We start from the raw sequence: 18,098 nt of genomic DNA on the forward strand, positions 1-18,098 counted from the left end.
GGAATGTCAAAGAGAAAAAAGACAAGGAGTCTGATCTCAATGGAACAAGCCATTATCGTACTGATTTGTATATTGATTTTTATTATTTTAGTTCCCGCCGCATTGTTTCTCTGGATATACATAAGAGACGAAAAGCAGGAAGAACATTCAGTGCTGCGCAATTATCCCGTAGCGGGAAAACTGCGCTATATATTTGAAAAAATCGGACCTGAGCTGCGGCAGTATTTATTCAGCAATGATAACGAAGAACAGCCGTTTTCCCGGAGAGAATATGAACAGACGGTCATGTCCGGAAAGTATAAGAGCAGAATGATGGGCTTCGGCTCAGAACGGGATTTCAATCAGCCGGGCTATTATATCCGTAACGCCCTCTTCCCGAAACAAAGGGAGGAGCTGCGCGCAGATCAGACGCCGAAGATCGACACGATGGTATACAAGATTGACAAAGACAACCTGCTGAAACGCAGCGAACACCGCGAAAAAGCAAAAGCGGACCCTTATTACCTGCATCCGGACGATGTGCAAGTGATCGGCCGCGATACATGCAAGAAGCCGTTTTATGTGAAAGGGTTAATCGGACAATCAGCGATGAGCTACGGCTCACTTGGCGACCGGGCAATCACCGCCCTGTCAAAAGGGCTGCACCAGGCCGGCGGCACATGGATGAATACAGGCGAAGGCGGCCTGTCTGAGTATCACCTGAAAGGCGGCGCGGATATTATCTGCCAAATCGGCCCCGGGCTGTTCGGCGTGCGCACTGAAGATGGAGAATTTTCATGGGAAGAATTTAAGAAAAAAAGCCGCCTCGAGCAGATTAAAGCCTTTGAATTAAAGCTTGCGCAAGGGGCGAAAGCAAGAGGCGGGCATATTGACGGTTCAAAGGTGACCGAAGAAATTGCCGCCATCAGAAATGTGCAGCCCGGACAATCCATTGACAGCCCAAACCGCTTCAACGAGTTCTCAAATGTTCCGGACATGCTTGATTTCATTGAGAAATTAAGGACTGTCGGTGAAAAACCGGTCGGTATCAAAATTGTCCCGGGCAGCCGCAAAGACCTTGAAGACCTTATTTCCTGTATGAGTTCATCAGGCAAACTTCCCGACTTTATTACGATTGACGGCAGTGAAGGGGGAACGGGAGCTTCTTTCCATGAGCTGGCGGATTCCGTCGGCCTGCCGATTCTGACCGGCCTCCCCCTTGTTGACGGCCTTTTGAAGACATACGGGATAAGAGATAAGCTGAAAATTTTCGCATCCGGAAAGCTGCTCACTCCGGATAAGATTGCCGTTGCCCTCGCGTTAGGCGCGGATTTTGTCAATATTGCCCGGGGAATGATGTTTTCAGTCGGCTGTATCCGCGCTCAAGTATGCCACACCAATCATTGTCCTGTCGGAGTGGCGACAACCGATCCAAAACTTCAGCGCGCGCTCAGTATCGAGGATAAACAGCACCGCGTCTGCAACTACGTGCTCTCGTTGCGTGAAGGGCTGTTTCACCTCGCCGCGGCGGCGGGCATCAGCTCACCGATTCATTTCTCAGCTGAACACATCGTATACCGGGAGGAAGACGGAAGCCTGAGGGAACTTCCCGGCCTTTTGAATCAGCACGCATAAAAAAACCGCCTGCCGTCATCGGCAGAGCGGTTTTTTACGTAGCTGAGGAGGATTCTCCTTTGTTTACGCGGTCAAGCGCCATTTCATAGGCGTCGTTACCATAATTTAAGCAGCGCTTCACCCGGGAAATCGTCGCTGTGGAAGCACCCGTTTCGCTTTCAATTTTGTGATACGTATTCCCTTCGCGGAGCATTCTCGCCACTTCCAAACGCTGCGCCAGCGATTGGATTTCATTAATCGTACAAAGATCGTCAAAGAAACGATAGCATTCCTCCAGATCTTTCAGCGATAAAATAGATAAAAATAACTGGTCCAGTTCTTTTCCGCGTAATTTATCGATTTGCATCGTCAAACACCTTCTCCTTTACTAATGGAAGCTGCATCGAGATCAGGCACGATATTAATCCATGTCTTTCCTGGCACAAACGGAAGAATCTCACCGCCTTTTACGGGCAGAATACGGCCGTCTTTATATTCCCAGTCTGACTCCATAACATCGCCGTGCTGAAGCAGGAGGCCCTTCCCCCCTGACTGAATATCGATGGCTCGCCTTCCATCTTTGTCTGTCATGCGATGGCCGGCTTCAACAATAAAAATGTTGTGCATGGCTAAAGGCTTTCCGGTCTCCCGGTCTGTCGCTTTCACACCATCAGAGCTTCTTGTATAAGCATCAGCTTTTTTATCATAATCGTATTCGACAAGATTTGTAATGTTTTGTGTTCCATAATCTATCCGAATATTGTAGGTTTCATTTCCTGGTTTTGCATCTGATGTCTGAAATGGGAGCGGTTCTGTTTTTCCGTTCAGCTTGTATCCTTTTTGTTCCGCCGCCTTCCTGATATTGTCATACGACGTATAGGAATTGTGGGGCGGCTTGCTGAAATCGGCTCTCCAAAACAGGCTTCCATCAAAATCCAAACCGTTTATATAATCGTAAGCTCCGGACTCCAGCTGCTTTTTTGCGCCGGGACTCCAGCCATGATGGACAAATATGCTGTTAAACCCGCTGCTGAGCGTGACAAAATATTCCCTCGCGCTCCGCACAGGCCCGACCGTTTCCGGCATCTCACTTTGAAAAATCGCGAGAAACCGCGTAATCCGGCCCTCCGCGAGCGCTTCGATGACAACATCCGCCTTTGACAGCCCGGATTGGGGCCTCGCCTTCGGATGATTGTTCACTGCGACTGCAATCGGACGGCGTTCTGCAAGCTTCTGCTCAGTTTTCAGCCCCGTTAAAGGAGCTTCCGCTTCTTTCGGCTGCACCTGATCGGCATTATTCTGCCGGCAGGCGGCAAGCAGCAAAAACGCAAAACAAAGCATACAAACGGTTTTCCATCTTTTCATATGTCGGCTCCCTGCTTTTATATTTTAACGCATTATCGATGGAAAGAGTACAGTTTTTTTCATCACGTCGAATATTCCTCTCGGCGTAATGCGGATATAAGGCAGGTGTGTGCTCTGCAAAAAGAGCAGCGTATAGATCGGATCGCAGAATCGGTAGCCCCGCTCCTCCAGCAACATCCTCAGTTTTTGCTCTTTCTCAAGCACTTCTTCATACTTCTCCGCAGATGCAGAACCGTTTAAGGCGAGGGGAATCTCATGCAGAATCTTCCCGTTTTCGGCAAGCACGATTCCGCCGCCGATTTCTTTCATCCGTGAGAAAGCGAGCAGGATATCTTCCTTATTTTTTCCGGCAGCGATAATATCTCCGGTTGTCGTGTAGGAACTGACAAAACCCTGCACCCGATCGGCAAAACCTTTCAGCATTGTATTGACCCGCCATTTTCCATGCTTATCGAGAAGCGTGAGATAGCATTCATCATGATCAAAAGAAAGCTGGTCAACAGAATTATCAATCGCAATCATATACGGCTCCATAATGACCGCGTTGCGCATTATCACACCCATCGGCATTGAAAACTGTAAATCATCCATCGTCATATCATATGAAAGCTCAAGAGGGACAAGACCGCCCTTTTTCCAATCCGTTTCTGTAAACGCATTCATATTTCGGCCGTCTTCCCTCAGCAGGATGCCTTTGGAGATCACCGTGACCGGGTCCGGATTCATCGGGTCATCAAGAATATTCAATGAAGCAAGCCGGCCCGGACCGACCACACCGAGAAAGTCGTCCATCTGATAATACTTCGCGATATTAAAGGAGGCCATATTATAGGCATCGATCGCCGGAACTCCTTCCTCCAAAGCGATTTTGATTAATTCATTCGTCATGCCGCCTTTATAAAAATGCGGCGTTGCTCCATCCGTCGTGTAAAAGAAATGATCATAATGCCGGAAGCCTTTTTGATGGAGATCCTGCAAAATCGTTCTCAAATCAGGGCGGATGGATGAATGTCTGAGCGAAACATAGTAGCCCAATTCAAGCCGTCTCATCACCTCGCCGCCATTCATCGCCTCGTGGTCGGAATCAGCCCCGAACAGTTTCATCTTCGTCAGTGTTTTTTCAGAGGCTCCGGGAAAATGCCCTTCTATCCGCTTGCGCAGTTTTTTTGTCGCCTGCATGCAATGAAGCATCAGGTCATCGCCGTCCATGAGGCGCGGCCATCCGGTCAATTCTCCGCCTTGAATGACATCCGGGTGCTCAATCCATTGCTTTCGGACATCAAAAGAAAGAAGCTGATCCTCATTCAGCACTTCAGTCTGCAGATCATATCTGGACCACCAGAAATATTGCACCGGCTGTTTTTTCAGTTCCTCCAATATAGTAAGCGCTTTCTTTTTACCGCTGTGCAAAAGAAAAAACAAGTTATCATTAACAAACGTCGTTGTTCCGAATTGAGACACATATTCGGCGAGCGTTTGGGGATTATATATTTGAAAAGGATGTGTATGCGGTTCAATGTAACCTGGCACAATGTATTTTCCTTCACAATTTATGGTATGAATGTGCTCTGCTGCATCAGGAAGCTCATCACCAACATATACAATTCGGTCTCCGTAAATCCAGACATTCTTTTTCAGCCATTGTTTTAAAAAAGGATTTAATACGAGAGCATCCCGTAAAAGTAGCGTTGGAAGCAGCTTTGAGTCTACAACATCCGCCTGTGATCTGATGTCTTTATTTTTCCAGTTAAAGGTACGTTCGGACATTCACATACTCTCCTTCGCTTATATTAGACCCATCGTATCACATCCGCACAATTATCGCACGGCTAAAACGTTACAAATTATTGAAGATGCATGAAAAACTTTTTCTAAGGGAGCTGAAATGATGAAACCGAATATCAGTTTATTAAATGCCGTTATGCGCATCACTTGCGGCCTCACCATTTTGTCTGCTGCGTCAGCGAAATACACGAGAAAACCTTGGTGCAAGATGCATCTCTTCTGTATGATGATGGGCGCGATGAAAGCGGCATCCGGCATCCTCCGCTTCTGTCCGGTGACATATATGTTCCAAACCGGAATGAATCAGGATGACAGCCATCAGCAAGAAAAATAACAAGCCGTTTCGGCTTGTTATTTAATTTCTCCTGTCCCGCGAGTCTGAGAAGAATCCGTCTATACGCCGGAGGACTTCATCGATGACTGCGTGTCACACGGCAAGCCGACAGTCTTAGTCGTCTTTTCAGAAGAAAACCCGCATCTGATATGACGCGGGGTTTTCCTCTTTATCGCTGCGATGCTTTCAGCGCACGGGCGCCGATGTCGCTTCTGTAAAACAGTCCGGGTTTTGTCAGCCCTGAAACGGCGCTGTACACTTTATCTCTCGCCGCTTCAAATGTCTCCGCAAATGCCGTGACATTGGCGACCCGGCCGCCATTTGTAACAAATTGTCCGCCGTCTTTTTTCGTTCCGGCATGAAAAACGGCGATCCCGTCTTCAGCGGACGTCAAACTGCCGATCGGAGTGCCTTTCGCATAGCTTTCCGGATAGCCTTCAGAAGCCAGCACAACGCTGACGGCGGCCGTATCCTTCCACCTTAGGTCAACATCCTTCTCATGCAGAAGATCTAAGAGCACCTGAATGAGGTCAGATTCCATTCTCGGCACGACGACCTGTGTTTCCGGATCTCCGAAGCGCGCGTTGAATTCAATGACTTTTGATCCGTTTTCCGTCAGAATCAGCCCCGCGTACAGCACGCCCGTGAAGGAACGCCCCTCTTTGACCATTGCTTTTGCCGCCGGCTTCACAATCGTTTCGACTGCGCTTCTGACGATATCATCGGAAATGTGCGGCACTGGTGAGTAGGCTCCCATTCCGCCCGTATTCGGCCCTTTATCCCCATCGAAGGCGCGTTTATGATCTTGAGCGATTACCATCGGATAGACGGTCTCCCCTTTTACAAACGCCATTAAAGAAAATTCTTCGCCGGCGAGGAACTCTTCAATGACCACAGATGCGCTCGCCTCCCCGAATTTCTCATCCTCAAGAAAATCGTGCAGGCATTCAATCGCTTCTTCTTCCGTCATCGCGACCGTGACACCTTTTCCGGCGGCAAGCCCGTCCGCTTTAATGACAATCGGCGCACCTTTTTGCTGCACATATGCTTTCGCCTCTTCAAATGAAGTAAACGTCTCATAATCCGCCGTCGGAATGCCGTATTTTTTCATTAAATCCTTGGCAAACTGTTTGCTTCCTTCAATGATAGCCGCTTTTTCAGACGGTCCGAAAACAAGCAGTCCGGCTTTTTCAAACTCGTCCGCTATCCCTTCAATCAGAGGAACTTCGGGGCCGATAATCGTCAGCCCGACATGATGTTCTTTCGCAAACGCAATGAGTGCGGCATGATCGCTTTCTTCAATGTTGACCAGCGTCGCGCAGTCTGCCATACCGTCATTTCCGGGCGCGGCGTACACCGTGTCAACAAGCGGGCTTTGCGCCGCTTTCCAAGCCAATGTATGCTCTCTGCCGCCTTTTCCGATAATCAATACATTCACGCTTCGTTCCCCCTCTTAATGTTTGAAATGTCTGATGCCGGTGAATACCATGGCGATCCCGTATTCATCCGCTTTTTTAATCGAATCTTCATCGCGGACCGATCCGCCTGGCTGGATAATCGCCGTGACGCCCGCTTTTGCGGCTTCTTCGACTGTATCCGGCATCGGGAAAAACGCGTCTGATCCGAGCGCGCTGCCTTTTGCTTTTTCTCCGGCCTGCTCAATGGCGATTTTAGCTGAACCGACGCGATTCATCTGTCCCGCTCCCACACCGACCGTCATATGGTCTTTTGCAAGAACGATCGCGTTGGATTTCACATGTTTGACGACTTTCCAAGCCAGCTTCAAATCTTCCCATTCCTGCTCGCTCGGCTCTCTTTTTGTCGGGATGCTGATGTCGGCGTCATCAAATCCATGGACGTCTAAATCTTGAATCAAAAGACCGCCCTGTACGGATGTCAGCTGTTTTTCTTTCTTCCCTGATGCGGACACGTCAAGCGTGAGCAGACGAAGGTTTTTCTTCGCCGTCAGTACGTTCAGCGCTTCTTCACTGAAAGAAGGGGCGATAATGATTTCTAAAAAGATGCCGTGAAGGGCTTCAGCCGTTGCCTGATCAACTTCACGGTTCAGCGCGATGATGCCGCCGAAAATGGAGGTTTTATCAGCTTCATACGCTTTATTGAATGCTTCCTCAATTGAAGCTCCCGTACCGACTCCGCACGGGTTCATATGTTTAACGGCAACAGCTGCGGGTTCTGTAAATTCCCGGACGATTTGAACGGCCGCATCTGCGTCCTTAATATTGTTGTAAGAAAGCTCTTTGCCGTGAAGCTGTTTTGCCGCCGCGATGGAACCGGAGACGGGAAGTGCGCTTTGATAGAAAACAGCCTCTTGGTGAGGGTTTTCACCGTAGCGGAGCGATTGTTTTTTCTCAAATGTAACGGTGAATTGCTCAGAGTCTTTCTCACCGGCCTCGCGTGTTAAGTAATCAGCGATTAATGCGTCGTATGCCGCGGTATGGCGGAATACTTTGGCCGCAAGCTCGCGTTTTCTTTTAAGCGAAACGCCGCCGTGTTCTTTAATCTCATTGAGCACGGAGCTGTAATCGGCCGGATCTGTGATGACCGTCACATCCTGATGGTTTTTCGATGCGGCGCGCAGCATGCCGGGACCGCCGATATCAATGTTTTCTATCGCTTCATCGTATGTTACGTCTTCTTTCGAAATCGTTTCTTTAAACGGGTAAAGGTTGACGACCACAAGGTCAATGGGGGCAATGCCATGCTCATTGATCTGCGCCATATGCTCTTCATTGTCTCTTACGGCAAGCAGTCCGCCGTGAATATTAGGATGGAGCGTTTTTAACCGTCCATCCATAATTTCAGGAAATCCGGTCACTTCTGAAATGCCGATGACATCCACACCGTTTTCCTGAAGAAGTTTTTTTGTTCCTCCGGTCGAAATGACTTCGACGCCGAGCTCTGTCAGTTCCTTTACGAAAGGTACGAGATTTGTTTTATCAGAAACACTGATTAGTGCGCGTTTGATTGTCATGCCTTTTCACCTCTGTTATTTAGTCCCAGCAGCTGTTTCACAACGCTCGGATACCATTTGTGCTCAAGCTCGTGTATTGTATGCTCTATGTTTTCAAGCGTATCGTTTTCCTGTATTTCGAATGCTTTTTGCGCGATAATCGGTCCGGTGTCCATGCCTTCGTCGACGTAATGAACGGTAATGCCCGCCACTTTCACACCGGCCCGATACGCCTGTCCGACAGCGTCAATCCCAGGGAATGCCGGAAGAAGCGAGGGATGTATATTAATAATGCGGCCCCCGTATGCTTCAAGCAGCGTATCTCCAATCAGTCTCATATAGCCGGCGAGAACGATTAATTCCGCCCCGTGCAGGCGCAGCTGTTCAATAACGGCCCGTTCAAAGGCCGCTTTGTTTTCAAAAGATGACGGTTCAAAGGCGAATGACGGAATGTGTAAAGCCTCCGCCCTTTCCACCGCCTTTGCCTGAGGCTTATCCGTTACGAGAAGCGAGAGCTCCGCATCCCACTTCTCTTCTCTCATGCGTTTGGCAATGGCCTCGAAGTTCGATCCGTTTCCTGAAGCAAATACCGCAAACTTTTTCATGAAAGAGCCGCACCGCCGAAAGAAATGCCTTCGCCCCGCTTGACCCGGCCGATCAAATAAGCCTTCTCGCCCTGAGCTTCAAGCATGTCGATAACCTCTGTCAAGTCCTCTTCTTTAACGGCAAGGACAAAACCGATGCCCATATTAAAGACATTGAACATTTCTTCTTCTTTCAGCTTGCCGTGCTCCTGCAGAAACGGAAAAATCGGCGGGATCGGCCATGATCCGTGATCAATTTCCGCGCTCAATCCGTCCGGCAGCATCCGCGGAATGTTCTCGATGAATCCTCCGCCTGTCACATGCGCCATGCCGTCCACCTTACCGCTTTTCACCACCTTGAGCACCGGCTTCACATATATTCTCGTCGGTTCCAGCAATTCTTCTCCGAGAGGACGCGCAAACGGTTCATAGACAGTATCCAAATCAAGTCCGCCGTCATCAAGAAGCACTTTTCTCACAAGGGAAAACCCGTTGCTGTGAAGGCCGCTTGAAGTAAGTCCGATTAAGAGATGCCCCTCTTCGATATGTTCACCGGTGACGATTTCGTCTTTTTCCGCGACGCCGACTGAAAAGCCCGCAATATCGTATTCATCAGCCGTATACAGCCCCGGCATTTCCGCCGTCTCACCGCCGATAAGCGCTGATCCTGACTGCTCGCATCCGTCCGCCACGCCCTGAACGATCTGCTCAATTTTTACCGGATCGGCCTTGCCGACCGCTAAATAATCAAGGAAAAACAGCGGCTCCGCTCCTTGGGCAAGCACATCGTTTACACACATCGCGACCGCATCGACGCCGATCGTGTCATGCTTATCCATTGAAAATGCGAGTTTCAGCTTGGTGCCGACACCGTCTGTTCCGGAAATTAAAACAGGCTTTTGATACGGAAGCTCTGACAGATCAAACATTCCGCCAAAACCGCCCAGGCTTCCCATAACGCCGAGCCTTTTCGTGCGCTCCACGTGTTTTTTCATTCGTTTGACGGCTTCATACCCGGCTTCGATGTCAACTCCGGCATTTTTATAAGCATCAGACATCCCTATCACTCCTTGTCAATTCGTTTCTCCTTAAAAGGCAGAAAGAGAAAGGCAGCCTGAATTCCCGCTGCCTTTATGTCATTTTCACATTTTATTTTGTCAGCACCGCTTCTTTTACGTGAGGAAGCACTGTATCCTGATAAATTTCCGTCGGATATTTGCCCGTAAAACAAGCGAGGCATTGTCCGCAATTGGTGTCTTCAAATTTTCGGCCGACTCCTTTTAACAATCCGTCTACACTTAAGAAAGAAAGCGTGTCAGCACCGATGATCTGGCGGATTTCTTCCACAGAATGAGAGGAAGCGATCAGCTCCTCATGGGTTGATGTGTCGATGCCGTAGAAGCACGGATGAGCGATCGGCGGTGAACTGATCTTGACGTGCACCTCTGTCGCTCCCGCTTCTCTGAGCATTGTGACAATCCGGCGGCTTGTCGTCCCGCGCACGATGGAATCATCAACCATGACGACCCGTTTTCCTTCGACAACACCGCGGACGGCGGACAGCTTCATTCTCACGCCTTGCTCACGGAGAGCCTGTGACGGCTGGATAAACGTTCTGCCGACATAACGGTTTTTAATGAGACCGAGTTCGTACGGGATGCCCGTTGCCTCGGCATAGCCGATGGCCGCAGAAATACTGGAATCAGGCACGCCTGTGACGACATCCGCTTCAACCGCGGACTCCTGGGCAAGCATTTTTCCGAGGTTTTTCCGGGCGCTGTGCACGTTAATGCCGTCGATATTGCTGTCAGGTCTTGAGAAATAAATGTACTCCATGCTGCATATGGAACGGTTGATATTCATGGAGAAACGCTCTGATTTCATGCCTTCATCATTGATGATCAGCATTTCGCCCGGCTCTACCTCGCGAAGGTATGTCGCGCCGACCACATCGAATGCGCATGTTTCTGATGCGACGACGTAAGCATCGCCCATCATGCCGATTGACAGCGGTCTGAGTCCGTTCGGGTCAAGCGCTACGATCATTTCTGTTTCAGTCATGATTAAAAAGGCATAAGCGCCTTTCAGCATAGATAGCGAATTTTTGATTTGATCCTTCAGCGAAAAGTGTCCGCTGCGTTTAATCAGATGAGCCAGCACTTCCGTATCGGAGGAAGTCTGAAAGATGCTCCCTTGGTTTTCAAGCTGCTGCTTCAACTGTGTGGCGTTGACCAAGTTGCCGTTATGGGCGAGCGCGAGGCTGCCGTTGTTTTGCGAACGGAACAGGAGCGGCTGGACATTTTCATATCCGCCTCCGCCAGCCGTCGCATAACGGACGTGCCCGATCGCGCCTTTTCCCTTCACTTTGCTCAGTTCGCCGTTTTGAAAAACCTCGGTAATAAGCCCCTGTCCTTTATGCGCCGTCAGTTTTTCACCGTCAGTCGCCACGATGCCGGCGCCTTCCTGTCCTCTGTGCTGGAGGCTGTGCAGGCCGTAATACGTGATCTGCGGGGCTTCTTCATGTCCCCAGATGCCAAACACACCGCATTCTTCATTCAGGCCTTTGATTTCAGCAAGCATGGAATAGCTCCTTTCCACGCGCGCTCTAGTTCTTTCGTTTGCGCGTGAACCAATTGTTGTCCGTCCTGGTTTTGAATCGCCAGAAGTCCGTCAGCCGTTACCTCGCCGATATGAACCGCATCAGCCGCAGCCGCTTCAAACGCCGCTTGGTGTTCTTTTTTCACCGAAACGACGAAGCGAGATTGAGATTCAGAGAATAATAATGCCGCTTCTCCTGCTACAGTCACGTTGGCGCCAAGGTTTTCCGTCGTCATGACGCTTTCTGCAATCGCTACGCCTAAGCCGCCTTCAGACACATCATGCGCTGATTGAACGAAGCCTTTTTTAATCGCGTCAAGCAATGCTTTTTGGCGTGACAGCTCTATATCAAGATCGATTTGCGGCGCTTTGCCGTAAATGCGGCCTTCTGTCATTTTTTGCAGTTCGCTTCCGGCAAACTCAAGTTTTGTTTCGCCGATCACGTATACAAGATCCCCCGCTTGTTTGAAATGCTGTGTCGTAATATGAGCGGTATCTTCAATTAAGCCGACCATGCCGATAACAGGCGTCGGGTAGATCGCCGTTCCGTTCGATTCATTATAAAGTGATACGTTTCCGCCGATGACGGGTGTGCTGAGAACATTGCACGCCTCGCTGATGCCGTCGGCCGCTTTTTCGATTTGCCAGAAAATTTCAGGTTTTTCCGGGTTTCCGAAATTCAGATTATCCGTGACCGCAAGCGGTTCGGCGCCGGAGCATACGATGTTGCGCGCCGCTTCGGCAACGGCGATTTTTCCGCCTTCTTCTGGATCAAGATATAAATAACGGGCGTTACAATCCGTCGTCATCGCCAGCGCTTTTTTCGTGCCGCGGATTCTGAGCACTCCCGCGTCAGAGCCCGGAGCGACCACCGTATTTGTGCGCACCATGTAGTCATATTGATCGTACACCCACTCTTTGCTGGCGATTGTCGGCTGCTGCAGCAGGGCAAAAAGCGTCTCTGTCGCATCTTTTACTTCAGGCGCGGGAACTTCCGTTTCCTGAAACTCGCGGTAGTACGCGGGTTCTGCTGACGGCTTATGGTATACAGGCGCTTCTTCCGCCAGCGCGTCGACCGGAAGCTCGCAAACAACCTCTCCGTTATGGCGGAGGCGGAGCATTTTATCATCCGTAACATGACCTACGGAAACCGCTTCAAGATCATATTTATCAAAAATATCGACAATTTCCTGTTCACGTCCGCGTTCAATGACGAGAAGCATGCGTTCCTGAGACTCGGAAAGCATCATTTCGTAAGCGGTCATACCTGTTTCCCGCTGCGGAATGAGATCAAGGTTCATTTCAATGCCTGAGCCGGCTTTGCTTGCCATTTCAGCACTCGAACTTGTCAGACCGGCCGCCCCCATATCCTGAATGCCGACTAAGGCGTCGCATTGGATGACTTCAAGGCATGCTTCCAGGAGAAGTTTTTCCATGAAAGGATCGCCGACCTGCACCGCGGAACGTTTTTCTTCAGATGAATCTGACATTTCTTCTGATGCGAAAGTAGCGCCGTGTATGCCGTCGCGGCCCGTTTTAGCGCCGACGTACATGACCGTGTTGCCGACACCTTTCGCCTGGCCTTTTTTAATATCTTTATGATCAATTAAGCCGACGCACATTGCATTGACAAGCGGATTGCCCTCATAGCTTGCGTCAAACTGCACTTCTCCGCCGACCGTCGGAATTCCGATACAGTTTCCGTATCCCGCGATTCCCGCCACTACTTCTTCAAACAAGTACTTCACACGAGGTGAAGTGAGCTCACCAAATCGAAGAGAGTTTAATACAGCTATCGGACGGGCGCCCATTGAGAAAACGTCACGGATGATGCCGCCCACTCCCGTCGCAGCACCTTGGTATGGCTCAATCGCTGACGGATGGTTATGAGATTCAATTTTGAACACGACCGCCTGATTGTCACCGATGTCAACGATTCCCGCGCCTTCTCCGGGACCCTGCAGCACGCGTTCGCCGCTAGTCGGGAATTTGCGTAAAACCGGTTTTGAGTTTTTATAGCTGCAGTGCTCTGACCACATGACGGAAAAAATCCCGATTTCCGTGTAGTTCGGCAATCTTCCGATAATAGATTCAATGAGTGCGAACTCGTCATCACTGACACCCATTTGCTGATAGAGTTTCTCTTCTTTTATTTGTTCTTTACTTGGTTCAAGCAGTAGCGACATGAGTTTCCCTCCAATTTTTCACGATAGACCGGAACAATGTAAGACCGTCTGCGCTGCCGAGCAGTTCATCGACTGCGCGCTCAGGGTGAGGCATCATGCCTAATACGTTGCCTTTCTCATTCACGACGCCGGCAATGCCGCTGACGCTTCCGTTAATATCGCCGCCGTATGTGAAGGCGATTTGATTGTTTTCTTTTAATCTTTCAAGCGTTTCGTCATCACAGTAGAAATTGCCTTCGCCGTGGGCAACCGGAATCGTAATCGATTGTCCTTTTTCATAGGAAGATGTGAATAACGTACCGCCGTTCTGCACGATTAATTCAACCGGTCGGCAGATGAACTTTAAATCTTTGTTGCGTCTCATCGCGCCGGGCAGAAGTCCGAGCTCCTGCAGAATCTGGAATCCGTTGCAGACGCCGAGAACCGGTTTTCCTTCGGCAGCCGCTTTTTTCACAGCCGGCATGATGTTTGCGAATCTGGCGATGGCGCCGCATCTCAAGTAGTCGCCGTATGAAAACCCGCCGGGGATGAGCACGCCGTCAAATCCGTCAAGGCTTGTTTCCTCGTGCCAGACATACTCGACTTCTTCGCCGAGTTCGTCCTTTACGGCGTGGAACATATCAATATCACAGTTGGAGCCGGGTAACACAATCACCGCAAATTTCACTGTGCGACAACCTCCTCAACTTCATATCGGTAGTCTTCAATGACTGTATTGGCAAGGAGCTTTTCACACATTTCTTTCACGAGCGCGTCAAGATCACGGTCAGATTTTTCAATCGTCAGCTCCATGTATTTTCCGATGCGCACATCCTGCACTTCATTGTAAGTCATGCTGTGCAATGCATGCTGCACCGCGCTTCCTTGAGGATCGAGCACACTTTCTTTTAAGCTGACATAAACTTTCACTTTATACATTATGAAATGCCTCCCAGTCTTTTGAAAATCTCTTCATATGCGTCGGTTAAGCTTCCCAGGTTCCGTCTGAACAAATCTTTATCGAGCTTTTCGTTTGTGTCTTTGTCCCACAGACGGCACGTGTCAGGAGAAATTTCATCCGCTAAAAGAACCCGTCCCTCTGCGTCTAAGCCGAATTCCAGCTTAAAATCTATTAATCTGACGCCGCAGTCTTCAAAAATATGCTGCAGCTCTTGATTCACCTGTTTTGTAATCGATTTGATCGTTTCCACCTGCTCAGGAGCCGCTGCTTTTAAAAGCCAGATATGATCTTCTGTGATGAGCGGATCGCCGAGTGCGTCATCTTTATAGTAAAATTCGATAATCGGCTGCGGAAGCTCAGTTCCTTCCGGGATGCCGAGACGTTTCGACATGCTTCCGGCGGCAATGTTTCTGACCACGACTTCAAGCGGAATGATGCTCACTTTTTTGATAAGCTGCTCTGATTCTGAAACACGCTCCACAAAGTGGTTGTCAATTCCTTTGGCGTGCAGATGTTTGAAAATCAGGCTTGAAATTTCATTGTTCAGACGGCCCTTTCCGCTGATCTCCGCTTTTTTCTCACCGTTAAAGGCTGTTGCGGAATCCTTGTAGACCACGCGGAGAATCTGTTCGTCCTCAGTTTGATAAATTCGTTTCGCTTTTCCTTCATAAAGAAGATTATTGTTCACAATATTCACGGAAGGCCTCCTAACCCGAATGTTGGGAATATTCAATCTATGGCGACTGAAGAAGCCGCCTCCGGCTGGCTTCTTCTATAAACCTAAACGCTCAAAGATCAAGTCGACGTTTTTCAAATGATAATTGTAGTCAAAGCAATCGGCAATCTGTTCCGGTGTGAGACGGGACGTGATTTTTTCCTCCGCTTCGACAAGCTGGCGGAACGGCACTTGTTTTTCCCACGCTTCCATCGCTTTCGGCTGAACCGTGTCATATGCTTCTTCACGAGGCAGACCCGTGTCGATTAAAGCAAGCAGCACGCGCTGAGAATAGATCAAACCGAGTGTGCGGTCCATGTTGCGTTTCATATTTTCCGGGAATACCGTTAAGTTTTTGACGATATTGCTGAATCGGTTCAGCATGTAATTCAGCGCGATTGTCGCGTCAGGAAGAATGATGCGCTCAGCTGATGAATGAGAAATATCACGCTCATGCCATAACGGTACATTTTCGTATGCCGTCAGCATGTACCCGCGGATCACGCGCGCCATGCCCGTCATATTTTCCGACCCGATCGGATTCCGTTTATGAGGCATAGCCGATGAGCCTTTTTGTCCTTTTGCAAAAAACTCTTCCACTTCACGTGTTTCACTCTTTTGCAGACCGCGGATTTCCACTGCGAATTTTTCAATGCTCGTCGCGATCAAAGCCAGTGCCGCCATGTAATCCGCATGTCGGTCGCGCTGTAATGTCTGAGTGGAAATCGGCGCCGCTTTCAGGCCGAGTTTTTCACAGACATACTGCTCTACGAACGGATCAATATTTGCATATGTGCCGACCGCGCCGGAAAGCTTCCCGACTTCGATCCCTTCTTTTGCCTGCTTGAAACGTTCAAGGTTGCGTTTCATTTCTTCGTGCCAAAGCGCGAGTTTCAGGCCGAATGTCGTCGGTTCCGCGTGTACACCGTGCGTGCGGCCCATCATGACCGTGTATTTATGTTCTTTCGCTTTTTCTTTTATAATGTCAACAAATCTCTCAATGTCCTTGAGCAAGATCTCATTCGCCTGTTTTAATAGATAGGAAAGAGCGGTATCCACGACATCTGTTGACGTCAGGCCGTAGTGAACCCATTTTCTTTCTTCGCCTAATGATTCTGAAACCGCGCGGGTGAATGCAACGACGTCATGACGCGTATCCTGCTCGATTTCCAAAATGCGGTTGATGTCGAAAGACGCGTTTTCGCGCATGACCTTGACGTCTTCTTTCGGAATGACGCCAAGCTCAGCCCAGGCTTCACAGGCTAAAATCTCGACTTCCAGCCATGCCTGGTATCTGTTTTCGTCCGTCCAGATCGCGGACATTTCAGGTCTTGAATAACGTTCGATCATTATGCTCGTCCTCCGTCTCTTTTCATCCATATGTTCGTGATGTCCTGAATCCATGTTTCATCAGGCTTCCGCAAAAATGTCATATGCCCCATTTTGCGGCCTTTTTTAATCTCATGTTTTCCGTACAGGTACAGTTTGGCTTCCTTTAAAAGCTCCGTATGCTCCTCTGCAAGCTTCACTTCATCACCGAGCAGATTCACCATCATTCCCGGTTTGAGAAGATCGGTTCTGCCGAGAGGAAGTCCGCAGACCGCTCTGATGTGCTGTTCGAACTGGCTCGTTTCACAAAGGTCGAGCGTATAATGCCCGGAGTTGTGAGGACGCGGCGCCAGTTCATTGATCAAAAGGTCTCCGTCTTCCGTAACGAACATTTCCACCGCAAGCGGCCCGACAAGCTCCAATTTCTCCGCGAGCTGAACGGCAAGCGCCTCTGCCCGCTTTTGAACCGTTTCCTCCGCTCTCGCGGGCACGATGCTTTGGAACAGAATATTATTTTTATGGATATTTTCAGCAGCCGGAAAGGTTGAAATCTCACCGTGCACCGATCTCGTCACGATAACGGAAAGCTCCATCCGGAACGATACCCAGCTTTCAAGTATGCACGTTCCGTTTTCTAGCAGCGCGGCCGCTTCGTCTGTCTGTCCTTCTTCCTTAATGACAAATTGGCCTTTGCCGTCATATCCGCCGCGGCATGTTTTCAGCACAGCCGGGAGCCCCAGTGCCTGAACAGCTTCCTCAAGCTCCCGTCCGCTGTTTACGATCCGATAAGGAGCGACTTGACAGCCTGCTGACTGGATCGCCTTTTTTTCCGTTTCCCTGTTTTGGGTGATGAGCAGCAGCTCGCTTCCCTGGGGAAGATATGCATGTTCTTTGAGCCAGTTGAGCGCCTCGTAATCGATATTTTCAAATTCGTACGTAATGATGTCACTGACTCCGGCCAATTTTTGAATCGCTTCACGGTCATTATACTGGGCGGTAATCTCAATATCGGCGATCTGTCCGCATGGCGAGTCTTTCACGGGATCGACGACTGCGACTTTATAGCCCATCTGTTTTGCGGCGACAGCCATCATTTTTCCGAGCTGTCCGCCTCCGATAATGCCGATGACGGCGCCGGGATAAATCGTTTTTTTATCAGACAAGCTGATCACTGCTTTCCAGCACCGTTTGTTTTGTCGCATTTCTTCTCGCCTCTAGTTTATCCGCAATGTCATCGTCAAATGCCGACAAAATTTGCGCGGCTAACAGACCCGCGTTCACTGCGCCCGCTTTCCCGATCGCAGTCGTCGCGACCGGCACGCCGCCGGGCATCTGTACGATAGACAGAAGAGAATCAAGCCCGTTAAGCGATTTTGTCTGAACCGGTACGCCGATCACCGGCAGCGTCGTTTTGGCCGCCGTCATTCCCGGCAGATGCGCCGCTCCTCCGGCTCCGGCAATAATGACTTTTAAGCCCCTGTCTCTGGCGCTTTCTGCATATTCAAACATCAAATCAGGCGTCCGGTGCGCGGATACTACCTGTTTTTCATAAGGAATGTGAAGTTCGTCAAGTATGTCGCATGCATGTTTCATTGTCTCCCAATCGGAGGTGCTTCCCATGATGATTCCTGCTAGCGGCTGCATTCTGTTCCCACCTTCTCATGCTTTGTTTTTCAGAAAAAAAAGCCCGGCTTATAT

At 49.6% G+C, this 18,098-nt stretch carries 17 protein-coding genes; 2 read left to right on the top strand and 15 right to left on the bottom strand.

Annotation, left to right across the window (positions count from 1 at the left end):
• Positions 1–39: 39 nt before the first annotated feature.
• Positions 40–1,614, top strand: coding sequence for an FMN-binding glutamate synthase family protein (locus ABK447_RS17130; RefSeq protein WP_012117004.1), 1,575 nt, complete (start codon positions 40–42; stop codon positions 1,612–1,614).
• A 34-nt stretch (positions 1,615–1,648) separates the two neighbouring features.
• On the opposite strand, the gene ABK447_RS17135 is transcribed toward ABK447_RS17130, so the two are convergent.
• The 3 genes from ABK447_RS17135 to ABK447_RS17145 are packed head-to-tail and all read right to left on the bottom strand — an operon-like array spanning position 1,649 to position 4,725.
• On the bottom strand, positions 1,649–1,960 hold the full coding sequence (locus ABK447_RS17135; RefSeq protein WP_003155745.1) for a YerC/YecD family TrpR-related protein: 312 nt from the start codon (positions 1,958–1,960) through the stop codon (positions 1,649–1,651).
• A 2-nt stretch (positions 1,961–1,962) separates the two neighbouring features.
• Positions 1,963–2,958 (bottom strand): DUF3048 domain-containing protein, encoded by a 996-nt coding sequence (locus ABK447_RS17140; protein WP_017419031.1) that lies wholly within the window; start codon positions 2,956–2,958, stop codon positions 1,963–1,965.
• Positions 2,959–2,982: 24 nt separating this feature from the next.
• Entirely contained in the window at positions 2,983–4,725 is a 1,743-nt protein-coding gene (locus ABK447_RS17145; protein WP_032871754.1) for an adenine deaminase, read from the bottom strand.
• A gap of 121 nt (positions 4,726–4,846) precedes the next feature.
• On the opposite strand from ABK447_RS17145, the gene ABK447_RS17150 reads away from it, so the two are divergent.
• The gene (locus tag ABK447_RS17150; RefSeq protein WP_017419030.1) at positions 4,847–5,077 is read left to right on the top strand and encodes a DUF2892 domain-containing protein; all 231 of its coding nucleotides are present in this window, start codon (positions 4,847–4,849) and stop codon (positions 5,075–5,077) included.
• Positions 5,078–5,246: 169 nt separating this feature from the next.
• Here ABK447_RS17150 and purD read toward each other — a convergent pair whose 3' ends face one another.
• From purD to purE, 12 genes are all read right to left on the bottom strand, one after another.
• Positions 5,247–6,515: a phosphoribosylamine--glycine ligase gene (gene purD, locus ABK447_RS17160; RefSeq protein WP_124934885.1), complete on the bottom strand. Its 1,269-nt coding sequence runs from the start codon at positions 6,513–6,515 to the stop codon at positions 5,247–5,249.
• A 15-nt stretch (positions 6,516–6,530) separates the two neighbouring features.
• Positions 6,531–8,069: a bifunctional phosphoribosylaminoimidazolecarboxamide formyltransferase/IMP cyclohydrolase gene (purH, locus tag ABK447_RS17165; protein ID WP_124934884.1), complete on the bottom strand. Its 1,539-nt coding sequence runs from the start codon at positions 8,067–8,069 to the stop codon at positions 6,531–6,533.
• On the bottom strand, positions 8,066–8,653 hold the full coding sequence (gene purN / locus ABK447_RS17170; RefSeq protein WP_012116999.1) for a phosphoribosylglycinamide formyltransferase: 588 nt from the start codon (positions 8,651–8,653) through the stop codon (positions 8,066–8,068). Before purN ends, purH begins: the two co-directional genes overlap by 4 nt.
• Positions 8,650–9,690: a phosphoribosylformylglycinamidine cyclo-ligase gene (purM, locus tag ABK447_RS17175; RefSeq protein WP_124934883.1), complete on the bottom strand. Its 1,041-nt coding sequence runs from the start codon at positions 9,688–9,690 to the stop codon at positions 8,650–8,652. The genes purN and purM overlap by 4 nt, the downstream gene beginning before the upstream one ends.
• 91 nt (positions 9,691–9,781) lie before the next feature.
• The gene (gene purF, locus ABK447_RS17180) at positions 9,782–11,212 is read right to left on the bottom strand and encodes an amidophosphoribosyltransferase (RefSeq protein WP_007609856.1); all 1,431 of its coding nucleotides are present in this window, start codon (positions 11,210–11,212) and stop codon (positions 9,782–9,784) included.
• Positions 11,188–13,416 (bottom strand): phosphoribosylformylglycinamidine synthase subunit PurL, encoded by a 2,229-nt coding sequence (gene purL / locus ABK447_RS17185; protein WP_191974092.1) that lies wholly within the window; start codon positions 13,414–13,416, stop codon positions 11,188–11,190. Before purL ends, purF begins: the two co-directional genes overlap by 25 nt.
• Complete coding sequence (gene purQ, locus ABK447_RS17190) at positions 13,400–14,083, bottom strand: phosphoribosylformylglycinamidine synthase subunit PurQ (protein ID WP_007408898.1); 684 nt, start codon at positions 14,081–14,083, stop codon at positions 13,400–13,402. Before purQ ends, purL begins: the two co-directional genes overlap by 17 nt.
• Positions 14,080–14,334: a phosphoribosylformylglycinamidine synthase subunit PurS gene (gene purS / locus ABK447_RS17195; protein ID WP_003155758.1), complete on the bottom strand. Its 255-nt coding sequence runs from the start codon at positions 14,332–14,334 to the stop codon at positions 14,080–14,082. The genes purQ and purS overlap by 4 nt, the downstream gene beginning before the upstream one ends.
• On the bottom strand, positions 14,334–15,053 hold the full coding sequence (gene purC / locus ABK447_RS17200) for a phosphoribosylaminoimidazolesuccinocarboxamide synthase (protein ID WP_007408897.1): 720 nt from the start codon (positions 15,051–15,053) through the stop codon (positions 14,334–14,336). The genes purS and purC overlap by 1 nt, the downstream gene beginning before the upstream one ends.
• A 75-nt stretch (positions 15,054–15,128) precedes the next feature.
• Positions 15,129–16,421 carry an adenylosuccinate lyase gene (purB, locus tag ABK447_RS17205; RefSeq protein WP_007408896.1) on the bottom strand — a complete coding sequence of 431 codons (1,293 nt, stop codon included), beginning with the start codon at positions 16,419–16,421 and terminating at the stop codon, positions 15,129–15,131.
• Complete coding sequence (gene purK / locus ABK447_RS17210; protein WP_042634928.1) at positions 16,421–17,602, bottom strand: 5-(carboxyamino)imidazole ribonucleotide synthase; 1,182 nt, start codon at positions 17,600–17,602, stop codon at positions 16,421–16,423. The genes purB and purK overlap by 1 nt, the downstream gene beginning before the upstream one ends.
• Positions 17,556–18,044: a 5-(carboxyamino)imidazole ribonucleotide mutase gene (purE, locus tag ABK447_RS17215; protein WP_007609846.1), complete on the bottom strand. Its 489-nt coding sequence runs from the start codon at positions 18,042–18,044 to the stop codon at positions 17,556–17,558. Before purE ends, purK begins: the two co-directional genes overlap by 47 nt.
• Positions 18,045–18,098 lie beyond the last annotated feature (54 nt).

The sequence above is a fragment of the Bacillus sp. hwrm1 genome, from assembly GCF_040207805.1.
In the GTDB taxonomy this organism is placed as follows: Bacteria; Bacillota; Bacilli; order Bacillales; family Bacillaceae; genus Bacillus; species Bacillus velezensis.